Origin of the sequence: Aeromicrobium flavum (assembly GCF_007992115.1) — a bacterium.
Taxonomy (GTDB): Bacteria; Actinomycetota; Actinomycetes; order Propionibacteriales; family Nocardioidaceae; genus Aeromicrobium; species Aeromicrobium flavum.
On record NZ_BJZQ01000004.1, the window covers coordinates 92865 to 107074 of the forward strand.

Genomic DNA, 14210 nt, shown 5'->3' on the forward strand with positions numbered 1-14210 from the left:
CCTGAGCACATGACCGACACCGAGCCCTCCGCCGACGCCGTCGCGGCCGCTGCCAAGACCGCCGCCGACGCCCGGATCGCCGCCGACGAGGCGCAGCGCCGGGCCGACGAGCTCGCGGCAGCGGCAGCGGCGGCCCAGGAGGCCGCGCAGCAGGGCGCCGCCGAGGCACCTGCCGCCGCGCCGGTCGCGAGCGAGCAGGCCGACGCGATCCGCGCCGGCTACACGTTCGACGGGCTGGCGCTCGAGATCGGCGCGCTCGTCGAGAACGGCGAGCCGCGCGCGGACGTCCCCGTGCGGATCCCCTTCGCGATGCTGAACCGCCACGGCCTCGTCGCAGGAGCGACGGGCACCGGCAAGACGAAGACCCTGCAGGTGCTCGCGGAGCAGGTGTCCGCCGGTGGCGTGCCGGTCTTCGCCGCCGACATCAAGGGCGACCTGTCGGGCATCGCGACGCCGGGCACGCCCAGCGAGAAGCTGCTGGCACGCACGCAGAGCATCGGCCAGGACTGGCAGCCGCTCGCCGCGCCCGCGGAGTTCTACTCGCTCGGCTCGAAGGGCGTCGGGGTGCCGATCCGCGCCACCGTCGAGTCCTTCGGCCCGATCCTGCTGGCCAAGGTGCTCGACCTCAACGCCACGCAGGAGTCGTCGCTCTCGCTGGTCTTCCACTACGCCCGCAAGACGGGCCTGCGCCTGGTGACGCTCGAGGACCTGCGGGCCGTCGTGGCGCACCTCGACAGCGACGAGGGCAAGCCCGAGCTCAAGGCCATCGGCGGCCTGTCGAGCGCCACGGTGGGCGTCATCCTGCGTGAGCTCGTGACGTTCGCCGACACCGGCGCCGACGCCTTCTTCGGCGAGCCGGCGTTCGACGTCACCGACATCCTGCGCACGAGCGAGTCCGGCGCCGGGGTCGTGTCGCTCCTCGAGGTGCCCGGCGTGCAGGACCAGCCCGAGCTGTTCTCCACCTTCCTGATGTACCTGCTGCGCGAGCTGTTCGCGACGCTGCCCGAGGTGGGCGACACCGACAAGCCCAGGCTGGTCTTCTTCTTCGACGAGGCGCACCTGCTGTTCAAGGGCGCGTCGAAGGACTTCCTCGAGATCGTCGTGCAGACGGTGCGCCTGATCCGCTCGAAGGGCGTCGGCATCTTCTTCGTCACCCAGACCCCCAAGGACGTGCCCGACGACGTGCTGGCCCAGCTCGGCTCGCGCGTCCAGCACCAGCTGCGCGCCCACACGCCCCAGGATGCCAAGGCGCTGAAGGCGACCGTGTCGACCTACCCCCACTCGGGCTACGACCTCGGCGCCGTGCTGACGCAGCTGGCCACGGGCGAGGCGATCGTGACGGTCATGAACGAGAAGGGCGCGCCGTCGCCCGTGGCCTGGACCCGCGTGCGGGCCCCGCAGGGATCGATGGAGCCCACCCCCGCCGAGACGATGCACGCGGCCGTCGCCGCCTCGCCGCTCACGGCGAAGTACGCGCCCGCCCCGTCGGGTGAGGGCGCCGCCGCCGTGCTGGGCGCCAGGACGAAGGCGGCCACCGAGGCCGTCGCGGCCGAGGCCGAGCGCCAGCGCGCGGCGGAGGAGGCCGAGAGGCTCGAGAAGGACCTCGGCCGCTCGCGTTCGACGAGCACCGGCACCCGACGTCGAACCCGCACGTCGACCCGGATGTCGCCGATGGACCGCGCGATCAACGAGGCCAGCCGGACGGCCGCCCGCGAGATCATCAAAGCCATCTTCAAGAGGAAGCGGTGAGCCCATGCACGCACGAGTCCTGAGGACCGGGACGGCACTCGTCCTGTCCGCCGGGTTGGTCGCGCCGACGCTGGCCGGCGTGCCGGCGCAGGCCGCCGAGACGACCTACGTGAAGAAGAAGGTCGTCATCGGCACCAGCCACGAGGGGCGCAAGATCGTCGCCTGGTTCCGCGGCGACCCGAACGCGAAGCGCACGCTGCTCATCGTCGGCCAGATGCACGGCGACGAGCCCGCGGGCCGCAAGACGGCCCAGCACGCCGTCAAGCGGGTGAAGCCCAAGCGGGGCACCGGGCTCTGGATCATCCCGACGATGAACCCCGACGGCGCGGCGAAGGGCCGGCGCACCAACGCCCGCGGCGTCGACCTGAACCGCAACTGGCCCACCAGCGGCTGGATCAAGGGCACCAAGGGCTCGCGCACCTACGGCGGCTCCAAGAAGGCCAGTGAGCGCGAGACGCGCGTGATGATGAAGTTCCTCAAGAAGCACCAGCCGCGCTACATCACCTCGCTGCACCAGCCGCTGAAGGGCATCGGCAAGTCCGGCAAGGACGTGGCGTTCGAGAAGCGCCTCGCCAAGGAGCTCAAGCTCAAGCGCAAGTACTTCGGGGTCGCCCAGGGCAAGGGCACCTCGCCGACGATGACCGGGTGGTACAACCGCTACCACGGCAAGCGCGGCACGGCGATCACGGTGGAGTTCGGCAAGAAGCCGTCGAGCGCGTCCGTCAAGGGAGCCAGCCGCGGCCTCATGCGCGCGGCGCGCGTACACCCCTAGGAATGAGAGGACCCCTCGCGTACCCGACAGGGACCACTGACCCTTGCTGCATTCCTGCCCTGGGGGAGTTGGGTGATGTGCCGCCACGCGAGGGGCTGGACACCAATATACGGGCCCGCCGGTGACACGGGGAGCCGACCTCCGCCAGCGACGCGATCCGATCCCGATTGGCCCGGCTCCGCGGGTGCCACGTAGACTCCCTCGCGGAGGATTCGCATAGTGGCCTAGTGCGCTCGCTTGGAAAGCGGGTTGAGTGAAAGCTCTCAGGGGTTCGAATCCCCTATCCTCCGCCAGTGGTTGAGCGCCTCTGACCTGCGAAGACATCTCCCGGGTCGGGGCGCTCACCTGCTTCATGTGCTGAGATAAGTGCTAAGAGCCTCTGAGATACGCCCGGAACGAGTCAGAACGGTGGCTCTTCAGCCTTGACAGGCGTCGCGACTTTCCGCTGCGACTCGACAATCCGGTCCGTCAGTTCGATGGTCGACAGGTACACCCAGAACACCCAATCGAGGTAGTCGTCCGCGTAGTCCGCCTTCTGGTCGGCGCGTTGATGGCGAATTGCGAACTCGTTGGCGATCTGGAAGAGCGCTCCCTCGTCCTTCTTGAGGAGGTTGTCCTTCAGGTGCTGGCGCCTCCGCTCAAGCACTCCAGACAGCGACACACAAGCCGCCCTCTTGTCGAGCCGGGATGCGCCACGAGCGCGGAATTGCGCGATGGCGTGTCGGACTTCCGCGGCGTCATCGTCGTGCTGGTTCGCATTGGCAGAAACTCGCTCCAGAGTCCGCAACACAAGTTCGTCTCGGTCATCCCCTGGAGCGCGGACCAGTCGCCCCCTGTCTTCGCCTGAATCCGCCAGCGCTAGCCCAAGGTCGCCCTGCGCGAACAGGGCGTTGGTCTTCCAGCGGTAAATCCCCTGACCAACTCCCGGGACGTAGTCATCGAAATGCCAGCCGCAGTTGCCGTAGGTGTGGTCGTATCTCAACCGGGGACGCGCAACCAGGTCGTGAATGACCTCGACAAGTGTGTAGAAGTCGTCGACACCCAAGGGCGACTCTGACGTAAGGGGCCACGCAATCCGAAGACCCGCCCGCCTCAACACCTCTGACTCGATCTTGCGGTCAGGCGGCGGTACCGGCTCGCCGTCCACGCACTCCTTCGGCGCCACTCTGGAGAGGAATCCGAGCCTCTGGAATTCGAACATCTCCGCAGCCCACTCCCGTTGCACTTCGAGCATGGACAGCATGGCCGCAGGGGCATCCGGCCGGGTCCGCGCGTTCCAATAGCGCGCTCGCTCCGTCGGGAACTGGTCGACGTCGTTCGCCAGTTGAGTCAAGTAGGTACGGTCCTTCGGGGCCCCACCCCAGCCAGTGCTCCGTAACCGACGCTCGAACTCCTGCTTGGGCTCCGGACCATCGAAGGCGTCCTCCAGCAGGATCGCTCCAGCCGTTTCGTAACCGGCGATCGACGCGATCGCTCGGGACTCCGCAGCGAATACCTCGCGAGGCCAAGTTAAGTGGAACTCGGGGCCGTACGAATTCATCCCCGAAGGCTAGCGCCGGTTGCACTCCCACGATTGGTTCTATGTCCCAGAACGTGCGCCAGTTTCCAAGTCTCCCTCGGTTCAAGTCACCGTCGGCGGGCGGCGAATCGCCGGCTGAACTCTCGACTTGCGCGTAGCAACTATGAGCCCTCAAGGTGCGCCGCAAAGCGATCCGCCGCAGCCTTCTGCATCGTCGGGGTCACGTGGCTGTAGATGTTCATCGTCGTCGTGATCGTCGAGTGTCCGAGTCGTTCTTGGACGACCTTGGGATGTTCTCCCAGTTCAAGCAGCAGGGTCGCGTGCGTGTGCCGCAGGCCCTTGAGGGTCAGCGCCGGCAGGTCGATGAGGTCGTCCTGCGCTCTCCGGACGCGGTACCTCCAACGCCGGCTGATCTCGTTGGGCGACCGGATCTCGCCCGCGTCGTTGCCGAACACGTAGGCGTCGGCCCGCGCGAGGTCGAGGGAGATGGTTCCGCGCGTGGTCTTGTACGACTTGAGCACGGCCAGCGTCTCGGAATCGAGGTCGATCACGCGCGCCGAGCCGGTTTTCGTCGTCTTCGCCTTGTTGCGCACCGTGACGTCCGCAGCGCGCCTGATCGCGAGCCGGCCGGTCGCGAAGTTCAGGTCCGCCCAACGCAGCGCGAGTGCCTCGCCGCGGCGAACTCCGGTGTAGGCGATGGCGTGCCACAGCGGGAAGAGGTCGTCGTCGAACACGTCCCGATTCCACCGCAGGAACGCATGGAGCTCGACGCCCGTCCAAGTAAGAATCTCGGGGCGCTGAGCCCGGATCTGTGAGGCGCGCGGGGCGTTGACCGTGCGCTTCTTTCGGGCCGGGTTGATCGCGATGATTCCTTCGTCCACGGCTGCGTCGAGGATCGCCCCGAGGACGACGTGGACCTTGTTGACCGTGTTGGCCGCCAGCGGTGTGCCGTATCCCCGCTTGTCCCGCCGGCCAGAGGCCTCCAGTTCTCGGTAGTGCCGCCCGATTCTGGTGGCGGTCAGGTGGTCGAGCCGGATGTCGCCGAGCGCCGGGACGATGTGGTTGCGGATGATCTTCTCGTAGCCCAGCATCGTCGAGGCTTCGAGCCGCAGGGACGCACACCACGACGTGGCGAAGCTGCCGAGAGTTGGCACCCTCCCTTGGAACCGCTCGTTCTGGGCTCGCTTCTTCAGCGCAGCGGCCAAGGCGTCCTGCGCCTCCTCCAGGTTCTTGAAGCCACCACGGGTCAGCCGCGTGTCACCGAGTTCCGGCTGTTCGGGGTCCTTGGGGACGTAGATCTGGAACCGCCACCGTCGGCCCTGGCGGGTGTCGTAGGCGGTGATCGACCCGGCGTGGCGAGACCGGGATCGGCGCTGGCGGTTCGCCGACGCCTGTTCGTCACCTCGGGTGGACGTTGACTGGGTCATGGTGTGTCCGTGCTTGGGGCGGGCCCCCAGCGGCTCGGGTCTTCCTGCACAATGCGATCGGCGGCGGCGGGATCGAGCGCAACGATTCGGGCCTTGATGAAGAGCAGTCGATCTTCGTCCTTGGCAATCCGCGCCTCGTACTCAGCAGCCGTGGTGATGCCCTCATCCTGGCCCTTGGCCACGTGCATCTCGACCAGATTCTTGTTGAGCTCAATGCGGCGTCGTGTCGACTCCGCCTGCCCGTACCAGAACCACACGAGTCTACCCGCGATGAGCGGGCTGAGATCGCGCATCCATGCCCAGATCTCCTCGTCGAGATAGTCCCCGTCCGGCAGACCCGTCGGCGCCGGGGCATCCTCGGGCGGGGTAAGGAGCGCCGCCGGTGTCGTGTCCAAGACGTAGGCGAACACAACAAGATCGTCGACGTCGACACGGCGCTCTTCGTTCTCGATCTTGCTGATCGCGGAGTGAGAGATGGCGCGGCCCGCTCGTTGGACCCGTGACGCAAGTTCGCGCAGGTCCAAGCCCGCGCTCTGACGTGCACGTCGGAGGTTGGCCGCCACGTGGGCATTGGTGTTGCCGGCTGGGTTCCCACGTTGCCGCTGTTTCATATAAGAACCATACAACGCGATACTTGACACAGCAACTCGAGGCGCCTAGATTCGAAGGACTCCATTACTGGAGTCAGATGAGGCGGGGGCAGGCATGCAGCCGAGCACGGTGACGATCGACCAGATCCGCAGTTCTCGCAGCCTGGTCATCACGCGAGTGGAAGCAGCGGCGGCGCTCGGCGTCGACCCGCGCACCGTGACCGTGGGGATCGAGAACGGCAGTATCCCCTCGGTCCGACTCGGCAGGCGAGTCGTCATTCCACGCGAGAAGTTCCTGCGGCTGTTCGACCCGAAGGACGCGTGACTCAACCTGCGCGGTTCGGCTGAACATAAAGGTGAGCGGCTCTGCCGCATTTCTCGCTTAGATGCCTTAAAGTAGAAATGTGGTCATGAGAGGCAACGCTGATGGGTGAGTACATCGAGCGTCTGTGGCGACCCGATGACGCCGGTGGACTGAGCCGCAAGGACCGCACCCCTGGGCGCTTCCTGGCGTACGTGCCGGACGAGCTGGGGGATCACCTCCCGATCCTCGGAGCCGAGGCGCAGGAGGCCGCGGAGGACGCGCTGGCCGTGTTGGCGCGCGCCGACGAGCGGATCGGGGCGGGCGGCGGCTACCTGAACCACCTGCTGATCCGCTCCGAGTCCATCTCGTCGTCGTGGATCGAGGGAAACCGGGTCACCCCGAAGAGACTGGCGATCGCCGAGCTGCTGCATCACGGCCCCCGGCAGGCCCTCGACGTGGTGGCCAACGTGCGGGCCACGGAGTCGGCCATCGCGGATCTCGCGGAGCGGGACCACCCGATCACGACCGAAGACATCGTGACGCTGCAACACCTCATCGAGCCGCGCCTCGACCGGGGTCTCCGCCACGAGCAGAACTGGGTCGGCGGTGCCGGGTGGTCTCCGTTGCGTGCCGACTTCGTCCCGCCTCCCGAGAGCGAGGTGCCGCGCCTCGTCGCCGACCTGGCGCGCTTCCTCACAGCGACAGCGGGCAATCCGGTGGTGCGCGCAGCCATCGCGCACGCGCAGTTCGAGACGATCCACCCTTTCGTCGACGGCAACGGCCGCACCGGACGTGCGCTGATCCACACGGTGTTGCGTCGCGCCGACGCGGTCCGGCACACCCTCATCCCGATCAGCACCGTGCTCGCCGGCGACACGGACAGCTACATCGCCGGCCTGACCGGATACCGATCCGATCCACCCCAACTGGATGCATGGGTGACCGGGTTCGCCCTCGCTACCGAGCGCGCCACCGGCAATGCCGTGCGACTGGCCGAGAGCATCACCGCCCTCGATGAACAACTCCGCGACGAGTTGGTGTCCTTCCGCCGCGACCGCGGCCGAAGTCCGGCAGTGCCCCGTCGCGACGCGGCAGTGTGGCGGATCCTGGAGTCGCTGGCCGCAGAGCCGGTGATGACGGCCGAGTCGGTCAGCACCAAGTTGAACGTGTCGCCGGCGGCGGCCCACCGAGCGCTGACCGAACTCGCCGAGGCACAGATCCTGGGCCGGACGACCGACCGAGGGCGTCTGGTGTGCTGGACAGCCGACCGGCATCTGGCCCTGGTCACCCTCACTGAACGGAGCAACCGCGTCGGCGGTGCCGACACACGCGATCGCCGGCCCCGTCGTGGCTCGGCGGCACCCCAGATCAATGCGTTCGATCGACCCCGGTCGGCCCAACGGACCGATCCCGGCATCCAAGGCCCCTGAAGCTCGGGCCAGGCGCACCTACAGCGAAGGACCTCGATCCGGCGACGGATAGCGGGAGTGGCCGCGGTCCGACTCGCGGGCACGAACGACGCGGGCACGCTCCTCGACCTCGTGCCGCGCGCCGGCCCGTTCGGCGATGTAGTCGGCCGCATCCGCCACCCTGACCGCGGCGATGGTCGCGAGGTCACGGCGCGCTGCGTCGATGTGTCGCTGCCACCACGAGATCTGCTCGGCGGGCCTGATCGGGCGACCCGCAGCGCCGAACAGGCGGAGTCGCAGCGCGGCACGTTCGTCCTCCTGCGTGGCGAGCGTCGCTCCCAGCGCTTGCCACGCCGCGGCAAACTGCTGTCGTGCGCGAACCACTCGCGGGTCGGAGTCGGCGACCCGAGCGGCTGCTTCGTGAGCCCAGCTCGGGACGGATTCGCGGTGGTCGGGCAGCCGCCCCCACCGGTGCCGTCCGTGTTCCTGGATACTGGCGCATTGAGCCGACGCGTCCTCGACGGCGCGGGCGGCCGTTCGGCGTGCCCAACCACGGGTGGCGCGTTGGGCGGCTGATGCGGTCCACAGCCGTTCTCGTGCGTCGAGGTACTCCGTGCCGTCGATGACGGCCTGCTCGATCAGCGGGGCCGACACCTCCGACTCCGTGCTCGTCACTCGCGCTTGGGCGGCGTCGACCTCGGCGTGGCGATGCTCGATCTCCGCCTGGTGCTCGCTGCCTTGCTCGGCCAGGACGATGTCGACCTGCTTCCACCACTGGACCTGGTCGGCGGCGTGGTCGACCAGCGCGGCGAGCCGGCTCCGTTCGGCGTTGACGATCGCGACCGGGCCACGGTCGACCAGACCTGCGACGGCTTCGGCCGCCAACGCGGTGGCGTGAGCCAGCCCTCGGTCGGCGCGGTCGCGCTGCGCGGCATCGATGAACTGGTCGCGGGCGTCGGTTAGGTCGGAGGCGACAAGATGCAGCAAGTTGTTCCCGCGTCCTCGGGTCATACCGACGTACACACTCGAGGCGTTGAGACCGTCGCTCACGATCGTGTGCGACCCGGTCGCGGTGATGCCTTGGACGCCATACGCGGTGCAGGCGTACGCCAGGTGTGTGTGCTCGCGCACATAGGCGGCCGGCAGCGGCACCGTGCGCTGGATTCCTCCGCCCGGTTCTGCCGGTCGCACCCAGACGGCGCCGTCGTCGTTGACGTACTGCACGCGCCACATCTGGCGGTTTGCGACAGAGATCGCTGGGTCGTTCCGGCGGGTCTGGAGCAGGTCGCCAACCCCGATCGGCAAACCGTCGTTTCCCACCGCGATGCGTGTGTCGTCGACCAGTCCCGCTGCAACGCCGCGCTCACGGATGGCCTCGTTGAGCTGCCGTGCTTCGTCGTTGGACGCCACCGTGATCGACTCACCATCTCGGGCCTGCGAGGCGACCAGATCGTGTGCCGCGTCGGCGTCGGCGTGCAGACGGATCAGCCCGAGTCGGTGGAGCTCGTCGAACACCGCGCCGGGGTCGCGACCGTCGCGCATCCGGACGGTCAGGGTGGCGTACTCGGGGTCGGTGAACCGATGGACCTGTGCCATGTCGATCGTCCGGCCGCGCAACTCGGCGGCGATGTTGAGCACGCCTCCACGTCCGACGGCGGGCAGCTGCGCGCGATCACCGACCAGCGCGATCTTCGCACCGGCCTCGTTGGCCACGGTCAGCAGCGCGATGGCGGTCCGCTGGTCCAACATCCCGGCCTCGTCGACGACGATCCTCTCCCCGGCCTGCACCGCGGCGTGAAGTGGGATGCCGGCGTACGGCACTCCCGTCTGCGGGTCGGGCTCGCCGACTGCGAGGCGGGTCCAGACGCCGTCGGCGTTCCAGCGCCAGCCGTGGGCGTGGACCAAGGCCGCGACCGACTCGGCTTCGATGCCCAGCTCACGGTGCGCGACCTCGGCGGCGACCTTGGTCGGTGCGACCACCCGCACTCGCCCGCCCTCGGCCCTGATCGCCTCGATGGCCGTCGCGAGCATGGTCGTCTTCCCGGCACCGGCAGCGCCCTCGACGATCACCAGGGGATCAGTCGAGGCGACTACTGCCGCTGCCCGCACCTGATCGGCGTCCAGTTCCTGCCGCAGCGATGCGGCATGGACGGTGGCGTCGGGGAGCTCTACCGAGTGGTCGGCGACGCGCGCTGTCAGCAGGTCCCGCAGCCGAGTCTCGTCAGCGACGACCGCGAGCGAGGTCCAGTGCGCGACGTGCTCCGGCATGGGCGCCTCGGGCGGCAGGATCGAGAAGCAGTCGCTTGCTGCCAGGGCGGTCGCGAGCTCGATGAACTCGCGCAGGTCAGCCGGGGCGGCCCGCACCCCTGACTCGTTCACGACCCGTGCCACCTGCTCGCCGATGGTGTGGGTGGTCCACGCCGATGCGGTGGCGGCGCAGCGGTTCAAGGCTCGCGAGGCGACCTGTTGCGCCGACAATTCGTCGAGCGAAGCCGCCGCCAGCCGTCGCTGCTGCACCAGGGCATCGGGGTCGCAGCCTGCCGCGCGCAGTTCGGCGACCCAGGCAGACTCCTCGCGCAGCGTCGTGGGCTTCTTCGCCGGACGATCAAGCGCCCACGCCCGGGCACGCAGGCGCACCGCCACCGCCGGGCCGATCGCTTCGCCGGGGTGGTCGTCCTGCCACCCATCCTCAAGCCGTTCCAGATTGCGGCACACCTGTTCGGCGCGCTTGCTCATGGCGCGATTGAACGGCTCCAACTCGACGACTTCACCCGAGACCGGGTCCAGGGTCAGACCCCGGCGGTCCAGCACGGCCGCGAGCTCCGGATGCGCGGCCAACACGTCCGTCCCGAGTGCCCGGATCGCTCCTTGCTGCTTGAACAACGCCGCGGTGTCCAGGCCACGCCACTGACCGGCAGCCCACACGCGAGTGCCGATCTGGAGATGGACGTGGCGGTGGGGATCACCGGCGCGTGAGGTCCGGTGCGCCACCGCGACGGTCTGCAATCGCTCGACCGGCACGACCTCCTGACGTCCCCGAGGGCCCACGCGAGTGACCGAGTGGCGGGCCAGCCAGTGCTGGATCTGCGCCACCGCGTCCTGCTGCGCGGTGCCCAGCGCTTCCGAGACGTCCGGATACAGGGCGGCTGCGATCGACAGGCTCTTCGGAGCGTTGACCACCATCTCGGCGAACCGCGGTGAGCCGCGGCGACCATCCCCGGACAGACGTGGAACACCCATCGACCGCGACGTCATCGGATTGGTCCAGTCGACCCACCCCGCGTAGGTGGCGGGATCCAGATCCCGCGAAGCAACCACCGCGCCCGCGCCGTCCAGCGTGGTGAACGAAGCCACCGAACCGTCAGCACCCAAGTAGTAGTCATCGGCCCGTGAGCGCTCAGCCTCGACATAGCGGCGCGCGTCAGCGCCGCTACCTCGAAACAAGATCACTCCGCCGTGCATGCTCCGCTGCGTTTCTAGTATCGCAAAATGTGTATCTACCACGGTAGCATACGTCCATTCGAGTCGAGAAGCGAATTTCGAGGCGGTTGACGCGATCGACGTAGTAACGGCGGTGGCGTTGGCTCCGTCGATGGCGTCGCAGCTGATAAGTCCGACCTGGAGCTCCTCATAAATTCCCAGGACGGCAAGGTGTGGCTGGTTTGACGAGCGGGCGCAAGTGATGGTCACGGACCACCGCCACCCGATATCAACGTTCTCCGCAGAACCCGCTGGTCGCCTCTTGTCGATGGCCGTCGGGGAGATGACGAACATGAAGGAGTTGCTTGCTGCCGCCGCCGGGACCTTCGTCGTCGCTGCCGGGGTGACCACTTTGGCGGGCTCCGCTTGGGGCGATGAGTAACCTCCTCCGGCCGAACCGACCGCCTACGTCGCCGCCTCTGGGGTGACCCCTGATGGTCGTACATACGGACCACTTGCCGATGATCTGAAGGCCGCGGTTCCGTATCTGGTGAGCGTGCACGGAGACCACGGAGGATTCGGTTACACGGAATCCGACTTGGTGTTTGCCGAGCCGCCCGCCGACTTGGGGCCCGACGACCCGGGACCCTCGGAGTACGTAGAGAACAGTCCCAAGACTGTTCCCCGTCTACGCCGAGGATGGCAAGACGCGGATTGACACGTTCACCTTGAGCGAGCCGGTTCACGAAGCGAGCCAGGACTAACCAATCGATCCGGATCTCACGAAACCCGCATGTTCTCTGGCGCGAGATTGCGGCTTCGTCGACCACGACCAGCAGCCTGACGCGATCACCCAGAGACGCGAGTTCTCGCATCTAAAATTCGCAATCTGGGACGAAGCAGACTCCACCAGGTCGCGGTGATCCACGAGCTCGGCCTCAACCGGTGCCGGCAGTCGAGCGAGCCTCGTCAAGTGGCGCTCGACCACACGCTGCCCGCCGGCCGACAAACGATGGAAGGCCAGGAGCGCAGCTCGAAAGGGTCGCCCGTGCCGAGCTCGTGCCGTAAACGAAGAACACTCCCGAACGCCGTGAGAGTTTGGGAGTGTTCTTCGTTCTTCGGGGCTGCCCGGCTAGTGCAGTTCGACTTCCAAGTCGGTCCAGTAGTCCGTGATATTCCGGATCGGAATGAAGAAGGTGCGTCGCCAGCAGTTCCCACCTGGGCTGAAGGCGGTCGACGGGCATGAAACCCTGTCTGCCGCAACGTCGTAGATGCCTGCCGAGATGATGCCTCGGACTCCGGCCGAGCCGTCTGCTCGGACCCTATAGACGGGTCCGCCGCTGTCTCCGTGCGTGCTGGTTGCGGAATGTCGGAACGCTTCACGATGTGGCCGTTACAGATGCTCGACGAGTCTCCAGGGCACAGAATCTGGGCTCCCATCTCAGTCACTAGCGCGTTGCAGTGGTCCCCGGAGTTTGCGCCTCCAGTGCAGAGCGCATCCCCGGCGGCACTTCCTCCCGCGCCGGTAACCCATCGCGAACTCGAACTCCCGTAGCCGCCGGACCAGACCTTGGGGCTGGTTCCGCCCTCTGGATCGATTCGCATGGCGTCGATAGAGGGGTGACGTACCGTGACGTTGGTGCCTCCTGACGTAATCAGGGTGCCTGCCGCGGTCCGCCATGCGGCGTTGCCGCCTGGGTCACAGTGAGCAGCAGAGATCAGCCGACCGTATCCACCCGGAGTCACTGCGGCGACTCCCAGAGAGCAAGTCGAGTTCGTACTGTCTTTGCGCATAATTCCAGCTCCGAACCAAGGGGAGCTGTCGTTCTGCCGGGCGAGGCCGGTTACTGACGCTTGGCGGCCGTGACGGGAGTCCCCGCGATCCGTTCCAAGTCAGCCTCCAGCTCGTTGGTTGACCGCGTGTCGTCGGCCTCGCCGCGAACGCTTGCCTTGAGGCCGCTGAAGTCTTCGGCGGGCGTGACGTACGCGATCAAGGGCTCACCACTCTTGGCCCGCGCGTTGAGCAGGAGGGCGGCTCCAGCCTTTCTCAGTTCATCTTCTGAGTACTTGGACTTGCGGATGATCAGTTCGGTCCCGGCGGGAGGGTTCTGCTGTAGTTCAGCGAGTTCCGCAGGAACTTCGCCCTTCCAGTTGAGGACCACGGTGGAGGGGTCGCTGCCTGCTTGCAGCGATGCTTCGTATCCGAGGATGTCGTGCAGCGCTGTGGTCAGTTTTTCTGTGTTCTCCGCGGTCCGGATGTCGTCGAGGCTGACTCCGTCTGGGATGGAGGTAACGACGGTGTCGTCCTTCGCTTCCAGCTCGGTCACCGAGTCATCTGGTGAAGGCAACCCGCTCGGCAGCGCGACAGCGCCGGCGGGGATCAGCAATAAGGGCGCAATCGACGCCAGCACTACGAATCGCTTCATGAACTTTCTCCCTTGTGGATACGCGCGTAACCATGCTCCGCCGCAAACGCCTTGTCAATCGAGGTCCTGGCGGGCACACCCCAGACACCGCGGCGTTCACGAGAATGGTGACCTCGTTGAACATCGGGAACGATGAACCCGAAACGGACCAGAAGGAGATGGCCTAGATCGCCGCGGAAGAGCGCCAAGCCCTTGGCTTCGGATTGATGGACCCTTGGACCCCTGCCTCCTCGCGGGCAAGTGGGGGCATCCCGGTGTACCCAATCACCGCCCTTGTCGAGGACGAACGGCCCCGACGCGACCATTGAGCACTTCCAGACCACAAGTCTATGCGGGGGTCCGCCGCCCTGATCCCTGTCGGTCGAAGCCGGATCATTGTCGAGAACGACAGCCACCATACCGTCCGACGACGATCGAGCGTGGCGCACGAGATGAGCCACCACTCGCTGTCTTCCCCGAGGGAGTCCTCTGCTTCAGACCACGACAGGCTGTGCAGCACGACCGTAGAGAAGCTGGCCCTCTTTATGTCCGGCCAAACTTCTAGCACCGAAGGCCGCCTGCAAGAAGCTCGCGTTCCGCCGGGCCGACAACGCC

At 67.2% G+C, this 14210-nt stretch carries 9 protein-coding genes, 1 tRNA gene and 1 other RNA gene; 5 read left to right on the forward strand and 6 right to left on the reverse strand.

Annotated features, from left to right (window positions below; translation table 11 throughout):
• Positions 1 to 9 precede the first annotated feature (9 nt).
• Positions 10 to 1749, forward strand: coding sequence for a helicase HerA-like domain-containing protein (locus tag AFL01nite_RS06045; RefSeq protein WP_146826463.1), 1740 nt, complete (start codon positions 10 to 12; stop codon positions 1747 to 1749).
• A gap of 4 nt (positions 1750 to 1753) precedes the next feature.
• Positions 1754 to 2521: a M14 family metallopeptidase gene (locus AFL01nite_RS06050; protein WP_146826465.1), complete on the forward strand. Its 768-nt coding sequence runs from the start codon at positions 1754 to 1756 to the stop codon at positions 2519 to 2521.
• A gap of 3 nt (positions 2522 to 2524) precedes the next feature.
• Here AFL01nite_RS06050 and ffs read toward each other — a convergent pair.
• Positions 2525 to 2621, reverse strand: an RNA gene (ffs, locus tag AFL01nite_RS06055) — signal recognition particle sRNA small type.
• Between the two features lie 105 nt (positions 2622 to 2726).
• Between ffs and AFL01nite_RS06060 the strand changes: the two genes are divergently transcribed.
• Positions 2727 to 2814, forward strand: a tRNA-Ser gene (locus AFL01nite_RS06060).
• A gap of 107 nt (positions 2815 to 2921) precedes the next feature.
• Here AFL01nite_RS06060 and AFL01nite_RS06065 read toward each other — a convergent pair.
• From AFL01nite_RS06065 to AFL01nite_RS06075, 3 genes are all read right to left on the reverse strand, one after another.
• The gene (locus AFL01nite_RS06065; protein ID WP_146826467.1) at positions 2922 to 4061 is read right to left on the reverse strand and encodes a hypothetical protein; all 1140 of its coding nucleotides are present in this window, start codon (positions 4059 to 4061) and stop codon (positions 2922 to 2924) included.
• A 140-nt stretch (positions 4062 to 4201) separates the two neighbouring features.
• A complete protein-coding gene (locus AFL01nite_RS06070) occupies positions 4202 to 5467 on the reverse strand; it encodes a tyrosine-type recombinase/integrase (protein WP_146826468.1) in 1266 nt (421 codons plus the stop codon).
• On the reverse strand, positions 5464 to 6078 hold the full coding sequence (locus tag AFL01nite_RS06075) for a helix-turn-helix domain-containing protein (protein ID WP_146826470.1): 615 nt from the start codon (positions 6076 to 6078) through the stop codon (positions 5464 to 5466). Before AFL01nite_RS06075 ends, AFL01nite_RS06070 begins: the two co-directional genes overlap by 4 nt.
• A 94-nt stretch (positions 6079 to 6172) precedes the next feature.
• Between AFL01nite_RS06075 and AFL01nite_RS06080 the strand changes: the two genes are divergently transcribed.
• Both AFL01nite_RS06080 and AFL01nite_RS06085 read left to right on the forward strand, forming a co-directional pair.
• Entirely contained in the window at positions 6173 to 6382 is a 210-nt protein-coding gene (locus AFL01nite_RS06080) for a helix-turn-helix domain-containing protein (RefSeq protein ID WP_146826472.1), read from the forward strand.
• 191 nt (positions 6383 to 6573) lie between these two features.
• Positions 6574 to 7791 (forward strand): Fic family protein, encoded by a 1218-nt coding sequence (locus tag AFL01nite_RS06085; protein WP_246119608.1) that lies wholly within the window; start codon positions 6574 to 6576, stop codon positions 7789 to 7791.
• Between the two features lie 18 nt (positions 7792 to 7809).
• On the opposite strand, the gene mobF is transcribed toward AFL01nite_RS06085, so the two are convergent.
• Positions 7810 to 11232, reverse strand: a complete 3423-nt coding sequence (mobF, locus tag AFL01nite_RS06090) for a MobF family relaxase (RefSeq protein ID WP_146826475.1) — start codon at positions 11230 to 11232, stop codon at positions 7810 to 7812.
• Between the two features lie 1802 nt (positions 11233 to 13034).
• Positions 13035 to 13616 (reverse strand): hypothetical protein, encoded by a 582-nt coding sequence (locus AFL01nite_RS06095; RefSeq protein ID WP_146826477.1) that lies wholly within the window; start codon positions 13614 to 13616, stop codon positions 13035 to 13037.
• Positions 13617 to 14210 lie beyond the last annotated feature (594 nt).